We start from the raw sequence: 17,884 nt of genomic DNA, 5'->3' as shown, positions 1-17,884 counted from the left end.
ATATTGGTTAATATTTAATTTTCTATCAAGCTATTATTAATCAATGTAGCTGCTTTCTTTTCAAAATCGTTGTAATTGTAAGCTTCTTCTTTATTTGCTTTAAGGGCTTCTAATCTTAACTCATAATCATCATTACTAATACTTTTTATAGCATTCTTAATATCTTCTGATGAATTACAAATAATCATACCTTTAGGATCAAAATATTTTTCAATATTAGGAGCTCCCCAATAAATAGGAACTGTTTCACACAGAAAACAGTCTATCAATTTTTCTGTAAAATAATTTGATTCTTGGTTATTTTCTATAACAACAGAATATTTATAAGGTGCTAAACCATCTTCTTTGTTATCAAAAGGTTTATAACCACGCCCCATAATATGCGCTTCTGAATTATTATTTCGTAAATAATCTACAATTTCGTGTCTTAATTTATGACCAATTAAATTCTTTTTATTTGACGCAATAAGTGAAATAAGGTGTTTTTTATTTGTGTTAACTGTATCAATATCCTTTAAAAAAGTACTTCCATAAATATAGAAAATTCCATTATTTATACTTTCTAGTAATTTTTCTGATTTTGTTAAAATCTTATAAAACCTCCAATTGAGATAATGAGATAGATTAATATATTTTTGATGTATAATATCTGGCTCACAAATTATTACTGATAGTTTCGCTTTAACTCCAAAACGTGGGAATAAAAAAACTGATTTTCTTGGGTTTGTTATAATATGGTCTGTTTTTTCCAAATCTGCAACAACACCATTCTTTAATCTTTGTGGTCTACCAAGTGGCCAATGTAAATCATCTAAAGACATATTACGAAGTCCAAAGTTTGGGAATTTTCCATAAGGAATAAGACCTATTGCTGGTTTAGAGTTCATCTTAGTATAAATTTAGTAAAAAAAATAATTTAATTCTTTTTCATTTTTTTTAAAGTTCAAAGGAAAAATAAATATTCAATTTCTTAGAGATTAAACTGAATAATATAACATCATCTTTATAAAACTACTTTTTTAAAATTGCTTTATTAATTCTTTTTACCAAACTTGGACCTTCGTAAATAAAACCTGTATAAATCTGAACCAAATCTGCACCTGCATTTAATTTATCTAAAGCATCTTGTTCTGAATGGATACCTCCTACTCCAATAATTGGAAAAGATTTATTAGAATTATCTGCCAAATATTTAATCACTTTTGTACTTTGATTTTTTATTGGCTGGCCACTTACACCACCATTACCAATCTCTTTTAAACGTGCTTCTGAAGCTTTTAAATTACTTCTATTGGTTGATGTATTTGAAGCAATTACACCATCAATCTTTGTCTCTGCAACTAGTTCTATAATCTCATCAAGCTGAACATCATTTAAATCTGGTGCAATTTTTAATAAAATTGGCTTTTGTTTTTCTTCTAAATTATTTAGTTTCTGGCATTCTGTAATTAACTCAACCAAATAATCTTTATCATTTAATTTTGCATGACTACCAACATTTGGGCAACTTACATTCAACACAAAATAATCTACATAAGGATGTAAACCTTTAAAACATTCTTTATAGTCTGCTGTGTAATTTTCTGGTAAAGTTTGAGTGTTTTTACCAATATTACCACCAATAATTACTTTGCCTTTATTCTTTTTTAACTGTTTAATTGCAATGGCTAAACCTTCGTTATTAAACCCCATTCTATTGACAATCCCTTGATCGTCTTTTAAACGAAATAATCTTTTTTTAGGATTACCAACTTGGCCTTTAGGTGTTACAGTACCTATTTCTATAAAACCAAATCCGAAATTTGCCAATTCATTATATAAAACTGCATTTTTATCGAAACCTGCTGCTAAACCAACTGGGTTTTTAAATGTTAATCCGAATAAATTACGTTCTAGTTTTTTATCATTTACTTGATAAAGGCTTCTAAAAAGATTTGGTACTAAAGGTATTTTAGATAAAAATTTAACCAAAGAAAATGTAAAATAATGTATTTTTTCAGGGTCAAAAAGGAAGAAAAATGGTCTTATTATTAATTTGTACATAATTTACTTTTATAAAAAAAGCTCCTAAAAAGGAGCTTTGTAATTATCTTAAAACAGCTTCTAAATTTTTCTCGAAACTTTGTTGTAATTTTTGCATTATTTTATCAATCTGCTTGTCTTCTAAAGTTTTTGTTTCGTCTTGTAAAACAAAACTAACAGCATAAGATTTTTTACCTTCTGGTAAATTATCACCTTCATAAACATCAAACAAATCTACTTCTTTTAAGAGTTTTCTTTCTGATTGAAATGCTAAATTATACACCTCTTTAAATTCGGTTTTAGAATTTAACAATAATGCTAAATCTCTTTTTACTGCAGGAAACTTTGTTAAACTAGCTACTTTAACATTTTTATTACCAGAGAATTTTAAAACATTATCCCAATTAAAATCAGCAAATAAAACTTCTTGTTTTATACCAAATTCTTTTAAAACATTTCTTTTTACAACTCCAAATTCTGCAATTTTAATTTTACCTAAACTAAAAACTAAACCTTCTGAGAAAACATCGTTTTTAACAGGAGTAGCTTTTAATTTCTGAATCCCTAATCTTTCTAAAACTGAAGTTATTACTCCTTTTACATAAAAGAAATCTGAAGGATTATTGTTTGATTGCCAAGAATCTTTTGTTCTATTACCTGTAACAAAAAGCGTTAAATGCTTATCTTCTTGATATTTATCACCATATTTATGGTAAGTTTTACCAAATTCATAAAACTTTAAAGCCGTATTTTTTCTATTTAAGTTGTAAGAAACAGATTCTAAACCACTAAATAACATTGATTGACGCATTACAGCTAAATCGTTACTTAACGGATTTAACATCATCACTTTAGCATCTTCACTTATACTTTCTGATAGAGAATTGTACTCAGGTTTTGTTAATGAATTAGCCATAGTTTCGTTAAAACCTAAAGCACTTAACTGGTTTGCAACTATGTTTTCTACTTTTGTATCATTATTAGAATCAAAAGAAATAGAAGTATTTAATTTATATGAAAACTCAATATTATTGTAACCATATACTCTTAAAATCTCTTCTATAATATCTGCCTCTCTTTGAACATCTGTTCTATAAGATGGTATTGTTAGTCCTAAACCACCTGCAGTTTCACTATTAATTTTAATTTCTAATGAAGCTAAAATGTTCTTGATTTTTTCTTTCGGAATTTCTTGACCAATTAACCTATAAGCATTATCGTAGGAAAGAAATACTTGAAAATCTTCCATTTTAATAGGATAGAAATCAGAAATATCTGATGCCAATTTACCACTAGCATATTTTTCAATTAATAAAGCTGCTCTTTTTAAAGCATACTCTGTCATATTGATATCAATTCCTCTTTCAAAACGAAAAGATGCATCTGTGTTTAAAGCATGTCTTTTTGCTGTTTTTCTTACAGAAACAGGATTAAAATATGCACTTTCTAAAAATATTGAATTTGTATGTTCTGTAACTCCAGATTTTAAACCTCCAAAAACACCACCAATACAAAGTGGATTTCCATCAGTATCACAAATCATAATATCATCTGCAGAAAGCTCTCTTTCTACTTCATCTAGTGTTGTAAATTTTGTACCCTCTTCTAAAGTTTTAACAATAATCTTATTACCTTTAATTTTCTGGGCATCAAAAGCATGTAAAGGCTGACCTAATTCATGCAAAACATAGTTGGTAATATCAACTATATTATTTTTAGGTGTAATACCAATTGCTTTTAATCTATTTTTAATCCAATCTGGTGAGTCTTTAACCTCTACATCAGTAATAGTAATACCACAATAACGAGGTACTAATTCTTTATTTTCTACTTCAACATCATAACGTAATGTTCTTTCATCTACATGAAAATCACTTACAGATGGCGATATTAATTCTAAATTTAAATCATTTTGTAATAAGCCAGCACGTAAATCTCTTGCTACCCCAAAATGACTCATAGCATCAGATCTATTTGGTGTTAAACCAATTTCGAAAACATAATCAGTTTCAATATCAAAAACTTCTGCAGCAGGTGTACCTGGTTTTAAATCAGCTTCTAAAACTAGAATTCCATCATGTCCTTTACCAAGACCTAATTCGTCTTCAGCGCAAATCATTCCATGGCTTTCTTCTCCTCTAATTTTACCTTTTTTAATTTTAAATCCTTCGCCTTTTTCATCATATAAAATAGTACCAATTGTGGCTACAGGTACTTTTTGACCAGCAGCAACATTTGGTGCTCCACAAACAATTTGCACATGATTTTCATCGCCTAAATTAACAGTAGTTACTTTTAATCTATCTGCATTTGGGTGTTGAATACAAGTTAAAACCTCACCAACAACCACTCCTTTTAAACTACCTTTAATAGATTCTATCTTTTCAATTCCTTCAACTTCTAAACCTAAATCCGTTAAAAGTTTACCAGTTTTTTCAGCTTCCCAATCAACTTTTAAAAATTGCTGTAACCAATTATACGATATTTTCATTTATTTTTTTATGATGATATTTAATCTGCGAATTTAACCAATTTTAAGGTTATATTAAACATATTCATTATAATTTTGCCCTTAATAATGTTCGCAAATTATTGTAATTTCAATTTTTCTAAAAAAGAGTTAGTAATGAGATTTTTTTTATTGATAATCAGTATTTTAATATTTATTTCTTGTGATAAAAAAACAGAAATAAAATTAGATAAAGGTACTTACAGAGCTATTTTAAAGGTGCAAGACAACCAAGAATTACCATTTATTTTTAAAGTTGAAAACGATTCTTTAATCACTATTATTAATGCTGATGAAAAAATTATTGTTGACGAAATTACTTACAGCAATGATTCAATTACGATACAAACACCTGTTTTTGAAGGTTATATTATTGCTAAAATTGCAAATAACAGATTAAAAGGTAGTTTTATTAAACCTAGTTTAGACAGAGTTGTACTTTTTGAAGCAAAAAAAGATAGTGTCCGATTTTCATCAACAAAAAAAGAATCAGTTAATATTTCTGGTAATTGGCAAACTGTTTTTAGTGATAATAATCCTGATGAAAGATACATTGCCAAAGGAATTTTTAATCAAACTAAAAATAAAGTAACTGGTACTTTTAGAACAACTACTGGAGATTATAGATACTTAGAAGGTATTATTGATGGTGATTCTTTAAAGCTTTCTACTTTTGATGGTGCTCATGCATTTTTATTTAAAGCAAAGGTTACAGATTCTATAATGAATGGTTTTTTCTATTCTGGAAATCATTGGAAAGAACCTTTTAGAGCAAAACTAAACAATGCTTATGAGTTGCCAAAAGAAGAAGATTTAACCTACATTAAAGAGGGGTACGAATATTTCGATTTTTCTTTTCCTGATACAAGAGGTAGAATTGTTGCTTTAAGTGATCCTGAATTTAAAGACAAAACTATCATCATTCAAATTATGGGAACTTGGTGCCCAAATTGTTTGGATGAAAGTAAGTATTTGGTAAACTATTTACAGGAAAATCCGAATGAAAATTTACAAGTAATTGCATTAGCTTTTGAAGTGGCAAAAACCAGAGAAATTGCTTACCAAAGAATTAAGCGTTTTAAAGAAAGAGTTGGTGTAGAATACCCTGTTTTATTAGCACAATATGGTAAAGTTGCTGATAAAACTTTGGCGCAAAAAAAATTACCAATGTTAAACCATATTATCTCTTATCCTACCACTATTTTTATGGATAAAAACAGAAAAGTTAAAAAAATTCACACTGGTTTTAATGGACCTGCAACTGGTAAAAAGTATGAAGAGTTTAAAAAAGAATTTGAAGAATTTGTTCAAGAACTTTTAGAAGAACACAATATATAAAATAGATTTAAAAACTTTACAAAAAACTTATGTTAGCCAAATTTTTATCAAAAGAAAATAATCTGTTTTTTTTAATTTTTACTTTAATTTTAATTGTTACTATTATTGGGCTTCCTTTAGATTTAATAGATCCTGATGCTGCATTATACGCATCAATTTCTAAAAGTATAGCAGAAGGTAACGATTATATAAACCTATATTCTTTAGGCCATGATTGGTTAGATAAACCTCATTTACCTTTTTGGCTTACTGCAATTTCTTATAAAATTTTTGGAGTTACTAATTTTGCTTACAAACTACCTGCAGTGCTTATTTTTTTCTTCGGAATTTATACCACCTATAAATTCACTAAAAATAATTACAATACAAAAACTGGTATTTATGCTGCAATTATTTTAGCAACTGCAACTCATAGTATTATTTCTAATTTTGATGTAAGAGCTGAAGCTTATTTAACTGCTTTTATGATTAGTAGCATTTATTATTTTGATGTTTACTTAAAAAACAAACGAATAAAACATTTAATTTTTGCCTGTCTTTTTTCTGCATTTGCAATTATGACTAAAGGTATTTTTGCGATGATTCCTATAATAGCTGCATTGGGTGGTGAGTTGTTTTTAAAAAGAAAATGGAAACAAATTATTAACCCTATTTGGTTATTTGCAACCGTACTAATTTTCATTTTTATTTTACCAGAACTTTACACATTATATGTTCAGTTTGATATGCATCCTGAAAAACTAGTTTTTGAACGAAACAATGTTTCTGGACTAAAATTTTTCTTTTGGGATAGTCAGTTTGGTCGATTTTTTAATTCTGGCCCTATAAAAGGAACTGGAGATAAAACGTTCTTTTTACACACTATTCTTTGGGCTTTTTTACCTTTTGGAATCCTTTTTTACATAGCAACTTTTAGCAAAGTAAAAAGAAACCTTAAAAAAATAATTACAAAAGAGGAATTCTATAGTCTTTTTGGATGTTTATCAGCCATAATTATTTTCTCTTTAAGTAAATTTCAATTAGCTCATTATACTAATATTGTATTTCCTTTTATGGCAATTATTGTTGCTGATTTTATTGACAAATTAAGTAACAATAGGATTGTTACTACAAAAGGTTATGCTGTAATTTTCTGGTTTCAAAATGTAATTGCCATTTTAATTATCGGCTTTCTATTTTATGTAATGCAACCTGAATTTAACTTTGTACTTTTAGCAGTTTTAGCTTTTTCAATCTTTATATTCAGAAGTATTTACAAATCTAAAAACAGCTCAATTCAGAAACTATTCCTTGTTTCTACAGTATTTTTTTTAAATATTTACACCTTTTTATTCACACATTTTTATCCAACTATTTTACCTTATCAAGGAGGTGTAAGTGCAGCTCGTTTTGTAAATAAAAATTATAAAGGCAAAGGAAGTTTGTTAGATAATATGAATCGTCATTTTGCCTTCGAATATTATTTAAAAGATAATTTTAAAAGAATTGATACTTTAAAAATCCATCAAGAAAAAGGACGTATTTTTTATCTTAATAAAAAAGAAATTGATTTATTTAAAAGACAAAACGTAAATTTTAAAATAATAAAAGAAATCGAAAACTTTGCTGTAAGTAGAATTAATAATAAATTTCTAAAAAAAGATACTAGAAAAGAGGCTTTAGAAATCAGATATTTGGTAGAAGTTAATTAAAAAGCTACTCTTTTGCAATTTGTTTTGCAAACAACTTCTGATCTACTTTATTAAACAGCAAATAATACAAATTTGCCAGCGTAAAACCAATTAAAGCGCCCAATGTAATATCCAAAGGAAAATGCACTCCTAAATACATTCTACTATATGCAAAAAATAGTGGAAAAATTAAAATGAAGTAAATGTATTTGAATTTATCTTTAAGCAAAAGGATTACAAATACAGAAAAAAATGTAGATGTTGTTGCGTGACCAGATACAAAACTAAAACCACCAGGAGAATAAGTAAAAGTTCTTATGATATGATTTATTTCTGGATTGTTATTTGGTCTTAATCTTTCTACAGAATTCTTAATTAAATTTACAAACTGATCAGAAAAGGCTACTAAAATTATTAGAGATAATATTACAAAACCTCCACGTTTTAAACCAAAAAATTTAAATATTAAGATAATAACAAAAAGGAACAATGGTGCCCAGTTAAATTGTTTGGTTATTGCCAACCAAAAAGGGTCCCATTGTTCACTTCCTAAACTATTTAAGAATATTAATAATTCTTGATCTTTTTTAATTATAAAATCGAACAAATTATTTATTTATTTCTAAAATTTCTACTTCAAAAACTAAATCAGATTTTGCTGGAAAAGGTCCAAATTTTGCTTCACCAAAACCAATATAATAAGGTATAAAAAGACGTACTTTTTCACCTACTCTCATATCTGCAACACCTTCTTTAAAACCTGTTATCATTGGTCTTTCTGCATCATCTAACTGAAAAACAAAAGGCTGACCAGAATCTTCTGTAGATTGTATTTTTTTACCATCTGCAGTATATAATGTAAAGTGTGCCTTAATAGGTTTATTAGTAACAACTTTTTCTCCTGAAGGATTATTTTTAAGCTTTAAAATACGTAAGCCAGAGCTTGTCTTTGTTGCTTTATCTTCATCCATTTTAGCTAAAAAAGTAACCTTATCTTCTAAATACTTAGAATACCTAACAGCCTCTGCATTTAAAAGATCTTTTTCTCTATCTTTTTTACCTTCTGCATATTTAATTAATTCTGCATCAAAAATTTCTGCTGCATCAAAAGATTTTGCTTTACTACCAATTCTAACAATTTCTATTGTATTAATAGTATCAAATTGCTCTATATTAAAAACAACAGCCATTCTTAAAGAATCTATTGCTCTTTCTAAACTTAAAGAGTCTTTAGCTTTTGTTATTAAATCTGCTAACTGAATTGAATTAACAATTGTTTTACCAAAAACAGTATGTTTACCATCTAAATGAGGAATTGCTCTATGTGTTATAAAAAACTGACTTCCATTAGATTCTGGACCTCCATTTGCCATAGAAAATACGCCTGCATCATCATGTTTATAAAGCAAATTTCCATTTTCATCTTTAGTAAACTCGCTACCAAACCTATAACCAGGAGTTCCTCTTCCTGTTTCTGTTGGGTCACCTCCTTGTATTACAAAATTATCTACAACTCTATGAAAACGAATACCATCATAAAATTTTTTACCTTCTAAAGAATCTGCAACTTTATTATTAGTTCCTTCTACTAAAGACACTAAATTAGCAACTGTCATTGGTGCAGTTTCTGGGTATAGTTCTAATAAGATATCTCCTTTATTCGTTTGTATTTCTGCATACAAACCATCTTGTAAATCTTTATATTTTGGAGATTGACAACCAATAATTAAAAAGAAACAAACTAAAATATAGATTGATTTTTTCATCTATTACTTAACAATTTCTAATATTTCAATTTCAAAAACTAAAGCTGAAAAAGGTTTAATTAATTGCCCTCTTTGTTGTGCTCCATAAGCAATTTCTTGAGGAATGAAAAATTTATATTTTGAACCAACATTCATTAAAGTTAATGCTTCGTTAAAACCTGGTACAAAAACATTTGCATTTGATGTATATGGAGATTTTCTATCTACAGTACTATCAAAAACTTCACCATCAATTGTAGTTCCATGATAATGGATTTTAACTTTATCTGTAGGCTTTACATTATCTCCTTTACCATTTTTTAGTACAATATACTGTAAACCACTTGCAGTAGTTTCTACACCATCTTTTACTTTATTTAGCGTTAAAAATTCTTCACCCGCATTTTTAACATCAGCAAATTTAATTAAAGCATCTTTTTCTGCTTTAGCTTGCTGTTCTTTCATTTTTTCTGCTTGTTGTTTTTGAAAGAAAGCTCTTAAAAAATTACTTAAGTCTTTTTCTTCTATTAACAAGTTTGTAGAATCAATTCCGTTTCTATAACCTTGTAAAAATAAATCTGTATCTGCTTCATCAAAATTAGCTTTTACTTTTAAAGCCATATCTAAACCTAAAGCATAACTAGCTGAATCTAATTCAGTTTCTAAAGAACTTGCGTTTTTTACTTGATTTCCACAAGAAACCATTGTTCCTAAAACTGTAATAATTGCTAAACTTTTTAATACTCTCATTTTATTTGTTTATTTAATATTTGTTAATGTTACTGTACTTTTTATTGATTGATTTATTCCAATTTTTTTTCCATCGCCTGCAACACCATAAGCACTGTAAGATGGAATTACAAATGTAATGGTTTCTCCTATTTTCATCAACTTTATTCCTTTTTGTAAGCCAGAAATAATGTCTTGTTTATCTATTGCATAAGTTTTAATTCCTAATTCCTCTTTGCTATAAATTATTGAATCTTTTAAATCTGTAATATTATATTGAAAGGTAACTTCATTTCCTTTTATAGGAGTTGGCAAATCTTCAGTAATTTTGTTGATGTATTTATACCAAAACCCATTTGAAGATTGGTAATAAGTATTTAAAGAATCGTTCTCTATTAAGTTTAAAATCTTACTCTCTTCTTGTTTATTTAAAATTTTATTTTGTTGCATTGCTTCAAAATAAAGTGTGGTAGAAGGTTTGGGATTAATAGGTTTTCTAGGCTCAATTTTTGAACACGAAAAGCAAACTATCATCAAAAAAAACAAAAAACTATGCTTCATAAGAGGTTTCTAATTCTTGTTGATATTCTGAAACTAATGATGTGAATTTTGTTACTGTTTTTGCCATTGGTAAATCTGACCTACCACCTGCAGCATTATCATGTCCTCCACCATCAAAATGGTTTCTCGCAAATTGATTTACAGAAAATTTCCCTTTTGATCTAAAAGAAATTTTAATAATACCTTGTTCTTTGTCTTCAATAAAAATAGCTGCAAAAATTATACCTTTTAATGATAATGCATAATTTACAACACCTTCTGTATCTCCTTTTTGAAAGTCGAAACGTTTTTTTTCTTCGTCTGTTAGAGTAATATAAGCTGTATTATAATTAGGTAAAATCTGTAAATTACTTAAAGCTTTACCTAATAATAGCAACCTATTGTAAGAATTGGCATCATAAACGTTATTATGTATTCTATCGTTTTCTGCGCCTTTATCAATTAAATCAGCAATAATTCTGTGGGTTGTACTTGTGGTAGATCTAAATCGAAAAGAACCTGTATCTGTCATTATACCAGTGTATAAACAAGTTGCAATATTGGCATCAATTAAATCTAAATCGTTATTCATTTCAATAAACTGATACACCATTTGACAAGTAGAACAGATCTCTGTATCAGAATACATATATTTTACATCATCTGGTTGTTGATGATGATCTATCATTGCAAAATCGTTCTCATAAGCCTCTAATGTATTCTGCATATCACTACCTACTCTATGCAATGCATTAAAATCTAATAAGAAAATAATATCAGAATTATTTATTGCTCTTTTAGCTTGTTTATTTTGCCAATCGAATAAATAAGTTGAGTCTGAATCTGGCAACCATTTTAAAAAATCTGGATAATCATTAGGAACAACAACTGTACTTTTATGGCCTTTTTTATTTAAATATTGCTTTAACGCTAAAGTAGAACCCATAGCATCACCATCAGGATTTCTATGTCCTACAATTACTATTTTTTTTGGTTCTTCTAAAAACTCTTTTAAATCTTCAAATCCTTTCAAAATCATAATTTGCGAATATACAATTTAATAACATTGATTAAAATATATTTTCTTATACATATAAATATAAGGACAATTTTAGTGAGTTAAAGTTTAATATTTAAGAAAATAAAAACACTCTTTTAATAATAGTAAACACCATATAATACAGTTAGAATTAACACAAGTATATCATTAACTTGTTATTAACAATAAAAGATGTACTTTTGCCGAAAATTATAGAAAATGGCAACAAATAGAACATTTACAATGCTAAAACCAGATGCTGTAGAAAACGGACACACTGGTGCAATTTTAGAAAAAATTAATGCTGCAGGATTTAGAATTGTAGCGTTAAAGAAAACTCAAATGACAAAAGCTGATGCTGAAACTTTTTATGCTGTGCATAATGAGCGTCCGTTTTTTGGAGAATTAGTTGAGTTTATGACAAGAGGACCAATAATTGCAGCAATCTTAGAAAAAGAAAATGCAGTTAGTGATTTTAGGACTTTAATAGGAGCAACAAATCCTGCTGATGCAGCTGAAGGAACAATCAGAAAATTATATGCAACTTCTATGGGAGAAAATGCAGTTCATGGTTCTGATTCTGATGAAAATGCTGAAATCGAAGGAAACTTTCACTTTTCTGGTAGAGAGCAATTCTAATTTAGAATTTAAGTTCAAAAAAATATTTTTAAAAACTCGCAACCTTTTTGGTTGCGAGTTTTCTTTTTTAAAAATCAAATAAATACTTCTCTTAAAAAAAAATTAATCAACACCTAAATTACCCTAAATACAATTAAAAAAAAACATTTGTTATTTACTTTCTCTGTAATTAAAATTACTTTTTATTTATAAATTATCTTAATTTAAAAACACCAAAAAAAACTTAAAAAAATAAAGCCCAATTAGAATATCTAAAAGCAAAAAGAACATTTGTAAAATGATAAAGTTAATAAAGGTTTATATTCTGATACACCCAAAATAGACTCAATAAAATGATCATTGTTCTCATAAATTTATGGCAATAATTTTTCATTTAAACTAACATCAATTTTGTAATTACTTGTTCTCCTAATTCTTCATTCATCATTTTAATGATTTTGTCTTTTCCATAACTTAATTCTTCTCTTAATACAGACGATTTTAATTGAATAATTAAAGTTTTATTTTGCAATTTTACAGAAGTAGTATGCGTGGCAACTCCTGGCCCCATCATTTTGAGCCAAGTTTCTTCAACTTTCATTTTTTGCATTCCTTTGCTCAAATTATTTTCTTTGATAAAGGTTTTCATTAAATCTTCTATCGAAAAGGAATCATTTTCTCTCTTTGCCATATTTTTATTCTTACAAATCTTTTTTATTGATGTGCAATCTATTTTTTTAAAATGAATTAAACTTTTAAAAATAAACTTACTACTTTCAATACACTACAACTTAAAAATTTGATATTCTTTATCACCTTGTTTTAAAATATTCTCTGTTCTTTCAGAATGAGTATCAGTAATAAAAATCTGTCCAAACTCATCATTATTCACTAAATCTATAATTTGCGCAACACGATTTTCATCTAACTTATCAAAAATATCATCTAATAATAATATAGGAGTAACATTAGATTGTTGCTTTATAAATTGAAATTGCGCCAATTTTAAAGAAATTAAATATGATTTTTGCTGACCTTGAGAACCAAATTTTTTAATAGGATAATCTCCAATTTCAAAACTTAAATCATCCTTGTGAATTCCTGATGTGGTATATTGAATTACCCTATCTTTTTCTAAAGATTTTTTTAACAAATCATCCATATTAAAATCAAGTAACTGACTTTTATAATTAAGATTTACTTGCTCTTTATCACCAGATATAATCTGATATTTTTCATTAAAAATCGGAATAAACTCTCCTAAAAAGGTCTTTCTTACTTTATATATTTTGCTTGCATAATTAGCTAATTGCTCATCATAAACACTTAAATTTAAAGCATCAAAAGTTCTGTTTGCTGCAAAATATTTTAATAATGCATTTCTCTGGCTTAGCACTTTATTATAAGCAATTAAATCTTGTAAATAGGCTTTATTTTGTTGAGAAATTACACCATCTATAAATTTTCTACGAGTATCACTACCTTCTGTAACCAAATCACGATCTGCAGGCGAAATGATTACCAAAGGAAACTGACCTATATGTTCAGAAAATTTTCCATAAGCTTTTTCATTTCTCTTTAAAACCTTTTTCTGTCCTTTTTTTAAACTGCATACAATTTTTTCATTTCTATCATTTAAAAGGTAATTACCTTCTATCATAAAAAAACCTTCACCATGTTTAATATTCTGCACAGCCACTGAATTAAAGTAGCTTTTTGTAAAAGACAAGTAATAAATTGCATCTAAAACATTAGTTTTACCTACACCATTATTACCCACAAAACAATTTATTTTCTCCTGAAAATCAAAAGTTTGCGATTCGATATTTTTAAAATTTACAATAGAAATTTTCTGTAAATACATTTGTAAAAAACTAGATTAAAAAAGGATTGCAAATTATTGAAAATTTTGCGAAATAACCTCTTTTAAAATCCAATTAAAAAAACTATTTTTGCGCCACTAATTTTTAAGGAAATATGGCAACATACAAGAAGAGAGGATACAAACCTAAGAATAAACAAGAAGAACAACAAGTAGAAAATATGGACAGTACAACTGCTGAAGTATTTAATACTTTAGATGAAACTGCTTCTAAATCTGAACAATGGATTGAGAAAAATAGTAAAGTTTTATTTGGTGCTTTAGTAGCAATTGTTGTTATTTTCTTAGCATTTTTAGGATATAATAAATATATAGTAGAACCAAATGAATTAGATGCGTCTAACGAATTGGCTTTTCCTAGAAAATATTTTGATGAAGCAGCAACTGCTGGTTCTGGTATAGATTCTCTTTTAACTTTAGGTTTAGAAGGTGCAGATGGTAAATACGGTTTCTTAGATATTGCTGATTCTTATAGTGGTACAGATGCAGGAAATATGGCAAATTATTACGCTGGTGTTTCTTATTTACAAATGAAACAATATGATAAAGCTATCGAATTTTTAAGCAAATTTGATTCTGATGATGAAATGTTGGGTCCTGTTGCTTTAGGTGCAATTGGTGATGCTTTTTCTGATATTGAACAAGAAGAAGAGGCTTTAGAATACTATGAAAAAGCAGCTAACAAAAAAACGAACGATTTTACAACTCCTTTATTTTTATACAAAGCAGGGCAAACTGCTATGAATTTAAAAGAATACAGTAAAGCAGAAAATTTATTTTCTAAAATTAAAGAAAGCTACCCAAAATCTGATCAAGGTAGAGATGTAGAAAAATTTATCAATGCAGCAAAATATGCTCAATAGTTTTTAGTTCTTGGTTTTTAGTTTTTAGTTACAAATATTACTAAAAATCAACAACAATAAACCAAAAACCAACAAATGGCTACAACCAATTTATCATATTACGATAAAACAACAATCCCAAATGCGAAGACTTTTCGATTTGGGATTGTTGTTTCTGAATGGAATCCAGAAATTACACAAAACCTAAAAAAAGGAGCTATTGAAGCTTTTTTAGACTGTGGTGCAACTGAAGAAAATATAATTTCTTGGGATGTGCCTGGTAGTTTTGAACTTGTTTACGGTTGCAAAAAAATGATACAGTCTCAAAATTTAGATGCTATCATTGCTATTGGTAATGTAATACAAGGAGAAACAAAACATTTCGATTTTGTTTGTGAAGGAGTTACACAAGGTATTGTAGATTTAAATATTAAATATGATGTTCCAATAATTTTCTGTGTTTTAACAGATAATAACAAACAGCAATCAATAGATAGATCTGGAGGTAAATTAGGTAATAAAGGTATAGAATGTGCTGTTGCAGCTGTAAAAATGGCAGCTCTTAAAAATATAGATAGAACTTCTGATAGCATTGGTTTTTAATTAAATAGAGGTTTAAAATACAAATCATTTTTTTTTTAATTCTAATACAAAATTTCTTTAACCTTTTAGGAATTCTCTTAATTTAAAAGAATATACAAACCTAAAGTGGTTTAAAAATCATGCAGGATTTTTAAGAATACTTTTAACATCATTCCTTGAAGTATTCCTTTTAATTCTTTAATTTTGATATCCTTAAATTTGGTACAATATTTGAGATTTCTAAACCATTATTCACCAATTATTATCTAAAATTATGGGATTTTTAAAAAGAACAAATAAAAAATTTGATTACCAACCTCGTTATTATAAAGGAGAAGGAAGTCCTTTTAAAATAGAACATAAACTAGATAAATTTAGAACTACAACAGGAAAAAACAAAGGCTTAAAATCTAAATTTTCTGCAGCCATAAACGAATTAAAAGATTCAGAAAACAAGTTTAATAAGACAATTGTTTACATTGTTTTAATTTTAGTTTTAACTTTCTTGTATATTATAGATTTCGATTTATCCATATTCATTAATAATTAATGTCAGACATCATTCAACTTTTACCAGATCATGTAGCGAACCAAATTGCTGCAGGAGAAGTAGTGCAAAGACCTGCTTCTGTGGTAAAAGAATTGTTAGAAAACGCTATAGATGCTGGTGCAACTAGTATAAAATTATTACTAAAAGACGCTGGTAAAACTTTAATTCAGGTTATTGACGATGGCAAAGGAATGAGTGCCACAGATGCCAGAATGTGTTTTGAAAGACACGCAACTTCTAAAATTCAAAAAGCAGAAGATTTATTTAATCTTTGTACAAAAGGTTTTAGAGGCGAAGCTTTAGCATCTATTGCAGCAATTGCACACGTAGAATTAAAAACAAAACAAGAAAATGAGGAATTAGGTTCTTGCCTAAAAATTGAAGGCAGTAAAGTAGTTTCTCAAGATTTTATCTCAACTTCTAAAGGAACAAGTTTGGCAGTAAAAAATTTATTTTACAACATTCCTGCTCGTAGAAATTTCTTAAAATCTGATACTGTTGAAACCAGACATATTATAGATGAATTTCAACGAGTTGCTTTAGCACATCCAGATATTACTTTTTTATTGCACCATAATAACAATGAGGTTTATCATTTAAAAAATGGCAATTTAAGACAACGAATTGTAGCTGTTTTTGGTACAAAAATGAATGAAAAATTAGTGCCAATAAATGAACAAACAGATATTTTAAATATTAACGGATTTGTAGCAAAACCAGAATTTTCTAAAAGAAAAAGAGGCGAACAATTCTTTTTTGTAAATGACAGATTTATAAAAAGTTCTTACTTAAATCACGCAGTAGTAAATGCTTTTGATGGTTTGTTAGAACAAGGATCACATCCCTCCTATTTTTTATATTTAACAGTACCTGCAAACACTATAGATATTAACATTCATCCTACAAAAACAGAAATAAAGTTCGATAACGAAAAGGCTTTATACTCGATGTTAAGGGCGACTGTTAAACATAGTTTAGGACAATATAATGTGGCTCCTGTTTTAGATTTTAATAGGGATTCAAATTTAGACATACCTTATCATTTAAATAAAAATAACACAAAAACATCTACACCAAAAATTACTGTAGATCCTGATTTTAACCCTTTTAAAGAAGATGTAAAACAGAAAGAAACTAGTTTTCCTTACAAAAGAGAGCAAAATACACAAAGCTGGGAAAGTTTATATACTTCTGTTTCTAATCATCAAACAGAAAGACAAGAGGAATTATTTGAACATCAACCAGAAACTAAAACACAAAAAACATTTCAAATTCAGCGTAAATATGTAATGAGTTTAATAAAATCTGGTGTAGTTTTAATTCATCAATCTTTGGCACATCAACGTATTTTGTACGAAGATTTTTTAGAAAGTATCACTGTAAAAGAAGCTAATAGTCAGCAATTATTGTTTCCTGTTAAAATTTCTTTTTCATCACAAGAAATAGAAATGATATACACCATAAAAACCGAATTAGAAAATGCAGGTTTTTCTTTTGATGAATTTACCAAAGACAGTGTTACTATTAAAGGAATTCCGGTTTCTGTTACAGAAAGTAAAATTACTATTATATTAGAGGAACTTTTAAATGATATAAATTTAGAAGTACCAGATACAAGTTTTAGTCATTTTGATGTTATGGCCAAATCATTTGCTAAAACATTATCGATTAAAACTGGAACTCAACTCTCTGAACAAGAACAAGAAAGTTTAGTAAATAATTTATTTTCTTGTAAAGAGCCAACAGTTTCTCCAACAGGTAAAGCAACTTTTAAAACGCTTACATTAAACGAAATAGATAATCTATTTAACAGTTAAA

Annotated in this window: 17 protein-coding genes; 7 read left to right on the top strand and 10 right to left on the bottom strand. The window is 27.7% G+C overall.

All coding sequences use genetic code 11. The features are described 5' to 3' along the window. Positions 1-14: 14 nt before the first annotated feature. The 3 genes from KO506_RS11555 to pheT all read right to left on the bottom strand — a co-directional run bounded on the left by KO506_RS11555 (position 15) and on the right by pheT (position 4,513). The gene (locus KO506_RS11555; protein WP_215995065.1) at positions 15-887 is read right to left on the bottom strand and encodes a glycosyltransferase family 10 domain-containing protein; all 873 of its coding nucleotides are present in this window, start codon (positions 885-887) and stop codon (positions 15-17) included. A gap of 124 nt (positions 888-1,011) precedes the next feature. Then, positions 1,012-2,043, bottom strand: a complete 1,032-nt coding sequence (locus tag KO506_RS11550) for a quinone-dependent dihydroorotate dehydrogenase (RefSeq protein ID WP_215995064.1) — start codon at positions 2,041-2,043, stop codon at positions 1,012-1,014. Positions 2,044-2,086: 43 nt separating this feature from the next. Continuing rightward, positions 2,087-4,513: a phenylalanine--tRNA ligase subunit beta gene (gene pheT, locus KO506_RS11545; protein ID WP_215995063.1), complete on the bottom strand. Its 2,427-nt coding sequence runs from the start codon at positions 4,511-4,513 to the stop codon at positions 2,087-2,089. A gap of 135 nt (positions 4,514-4,648) precedes the next feature. On the opposite strand from pheT, the gene KO506_RS11540 reads away from it, so the two are divergent. Continuing rightward, positions 4,649-5,869, top strand: a complete 1,221-nt coding sequence (locus tag KO506_RS11540; RefSeq protein ID WP_215995062.1) for a peroxiredoxin family protein — start codon at positions 4,649-4,651, stop codon at positions 5,867-5,869. Between the two features lie 29 nt (positions 5,870-5,898). Beyond that, on the top strand, positions 5,899-7,560 hold the full coding sequence (locus KO506_RS11535) for an ArnT family glycosyltransferase (protein WP_215995061.1): 1,662 nt from the start codon (positions 5,899-5,901) through the stop codon (positions 7,558-7,560). A gap of 4 nt (positions 7,561-7,564) precedes the next feature. Here KO506_RS11535 and KO506_RS11530 read toward each other — a convergent pair whose 3' ends face one another. Genes KO506_RS11530 through KO506_RS11510 form a run of 5 tightly spaced genes read right to left on the bottom strand, consistent with a single transcriptional unit; the run spans position 7,565 to position 11,592 of the window. Then, on the bottom strand, positions 7,565-8,146 hold the full coding sequence (locus tag KO506_RS11530; RefSeq protein ID WP_215995060.1) for a phosphatase PAP2 family protein: 582 nt from the start codon (positions 8,144-8,146) through the stop codon (positions 7,565-7,567). Position 8,147: 1 nt separating this feature from the next. Further along, a complete protein-coding gene (locus KO506_RS11525) occupies positions 8,148-9,305 on the bottom strand; it encodes a peptidylprolyl isomerase (protein WP_215995059.1) in 1,158 nt (385 codons plus the stop codon). A 3-nt stretch (positions 9,306-9,308) separates the two neighbouring features. Continuing rightward, entirely contained in the window at positions 9,309-10,034 is a 726-nt protein-coding gene (locus KO506_RS11520) for an FKBP-type peptidyl-prolyl cis-trans isomerase (protein WP_215995058.1), read from the bottom strand. Positions 10,035-10,043: 9 nt separating this feature from the next. After that, positions 10,044-10,547, bottom strand: coding sequence for a gliding motility-associated peptidyl-prolyl isomerase GldI (gldI, locus tag KO506_RS11515; protein WP_252726853.1), 504 nt, complete (start codon positions 10,545-10,547; stop codon positions 10,044-10,046). 16 nt (positions 10,548-10,563) lie between these two features. After that, positions 10,564-11,592 (bottom strand): DHH family phosphoesterase, encoded by a 1,029-nt coding sequence (locus KO506_RS11510; protein ID WP_215995056.1) that lies wholly within the window; start codon positions 11,590-11,592, stop codon positions 10,564-10,566. Positions 11,593-11,811: 219 nt separating this feature from the next. Here KO506_RS11510 and KO506_RS11505 point away from each other — a divergent pair, with 219 nt between their 5' ends. Beyond that, positions 11,812-12,231: a nucleoside-diphosphate kinase gene (locus KO506_RS11505; RefSeq protein WP_215995055.1), complete on the top strand. Its 420-nt coding sequence runs from the start codon at positions 11,812-11,814 to the stop codon at positions 12,229-12,231. A gap of 373 nt (positions 12,232-12,604) precedes the next feature. On the opposite strand, the gene KO506_RS11500 is transcribed toward KO506_RS11505, so the two are convergent. Together KO506_RS11500 and recF are read right to left on the bottom strand one after the other, a co-directional pair. After that, the gene (locus KO506_RS11500) at positions 12,605-12,901 is read right to left on the bottom strand and encodes a DUF721 domain-containing protein (RefSeq protein WP_215995054.1); all 297 of its coding nucleotides are present in this window, start codon (positions 12,899-12,901) and stop codon (positions 12,605-12,607) included. 93 nt (positions 12,902-12,994) lie between these two features. Further along, entirely contained in the window at positions 12,995-14,074 is a 1,080-nt protein-coding gene (gene recF, locus KO506_RS11495; RefSeq protein WP_215995053.1) for a DNA replication/repair protein RecF, read from the bottom strand. Positions 14,075-14,187: 113 nt separating this feature from the next. Here recF and KO506_RS11490 point away from each other — a divergent pair, with 113 nt between their 5' ends. The 4 genes from KO506_RS11490 (at position 14,188) to mutL (ending at position 17,883) form a co-directional block, all read left to right on the top strand. Then, positions 14,188-14,955, top strand: coding sequence for a tetratricopeptide repeat protein (locus KO506_RS11490; protein ID WP_215995052.1), 768 nt, complete (start codon positions 14,188-14,190; stop codon positions 14,953-14,955). 75 nt (positions 14,956-15,030) lie between these two features. After that, positions 15,031-15,537, top strand: a complete 507-nt coding sequence (gene ribH, locus KO506_RS11485; RefSeq protein ID WP_215995051.1) for a 6,7-dimethyl-8-ribityllumazine synthase — start codon at positions 15,031-15,033, stop codon at positions 15,535-15,537. 253 nt (positions 15,538-15,790) lie between these two features. Beyond that, positions 15,791-16,066, top strand: coding sequence for a riboflavin synthase subunit beta (locus KO506_RS11480; RefSeq protein WP_215995050.1), 276 nt, complete (start codon positions 15,791-15,793; stop codon positions 16,064-16,066). Continuing rightward, positions 16,066-17,883, top strand: coding sequence for a DNA mismatch repair endonuclease MutL (gene mutL / locus KO506_RS11475; RefSeq protein ID WP_215995049.1), 1,818 nt, complete (start codon positions 16,066-16,068; stop codon positions 17,881-17,883). The genes KO506_RS11480 and mutL overlap by 1 nt, the downstream gene beginning before the upstream one ends. The last annotated feature ends 1 nt before the right edge of the window (position 17,884 follow it).

The organism is Polaribacter vadi, assembly GCF_018861005.1.
GTDB lineage: Bacteria > Bacteroidota > Bacteroidia > Flavobacteriales > Flavobacteriaceae > Polaribacter > Polaribacter vadi_A.
The sequence above is the reverse complement of the archived record's forward strand: the minus strand, read 5'-3'. Positions and strand labels throughout refer to the sequence as shown.

Coding starts and splice junctions, on each gene's coding strand:
- KO506_RS11555 (WP_215995065.1), bottom strand. CDS start 887: ATGAACTCTAAACCAGCAATAGGTCTTATTCCTTATGGAAAATTCCCA.
- KO506_RS11550 (WP_215995064.1), bottom strand. CDS start 2,043: ATGTACAAATTAATAATAAGACCATTTTTCTTCCTTTTTGACCCTGAA.
- pheT (WP_215995063.1), bottom strand. CDS start 4,513: ATGAAAATATCGTATAATTGGTTACAGCAATTTTTAAAAGTTGATTGG.
- KO506_RS11540 (WP_215995062.1), top strand. CDS start 4,649: ATGAGATTTTTTTTATTGATAATCAGTATTTTAATATTTATTTCTTGT.
- KO506_RS11535 (WP_215995061.1), top strand. CDS start 5,899: ATGTTAGCCAAATTTTTATCAAAAGAAAATAATCTGTTTTTTTTAATT.
- KO506_RS11525 (WP_215995059.1), bottom strand. CDS start 9,305: ATGAAAAAATCAATCTATATTTTAGTTTGTTTCTTTTTAATTATTGGT.
- KO506_RS11520 (WP_215995058.1), bottom strand. CDS start 10,034: ATGAGAGTATTAAAAAGTTTAGCAATTATTACAGTTTTAGGAACAATG.
- gldI (WP_252726853.1), bottom strand. CDS start 10,547: ATGATAGTTTGCTTTTCGTGTTCAAAAATTGAGCCTAGAAAACCTATT.
- KO506_RS11510 (WP_215995056.1), bottom strand. CDS start 11,592: ATGATTTTGAAAGGATTTGAAGATTTAAAAGAGTTTTTAGAAGAACCA.
- KO506_RS11505 (WP_215995055.1), top strand. CDS start 11,812: ATGGCAACAAATAGAACATTTACAATGCTAAAACCAGATGCTGTAGAA.
- KO506_RS11500 (WP_215995054.1), bottom strand. CDS start 12,901: ATGGCAAAGAGAGAAAATGATTCCTTTTCGATAGAAGATTTAATGAAA.
- recF (WP_215995053.1), bottom strand. CDS start 14,074: ATGTATTTACAGAAAATTTCTATTGTAAATTTTAAAAATATCGAATCG.
- KO506_RS11490 (WP_215995052.1), top strand. CDS start 14,188: ATGGCAACATACAAGAAGAGAGGATACAAACCTAAGAATAAACAAGAA.
- ribH (WP_215995051.1), top strand. CDS start 15,031: ATGGCTACAACCAATTTATCATATTACGATAAAACAACAATCCCAAAT.
- KO506_RS11480 (WP_215995050.1), top strand. CDS start 15,791: ATGGGATTTTTAAAAAGAACAAATAAAAAATTTGATTACCAACCTCGT.
- mutL (WP_215995049.1), top strand. CDS start 16,066: ATGTCAGACATCATTCAACTTTTACCAGATCATGTAGCGAACCAAATT.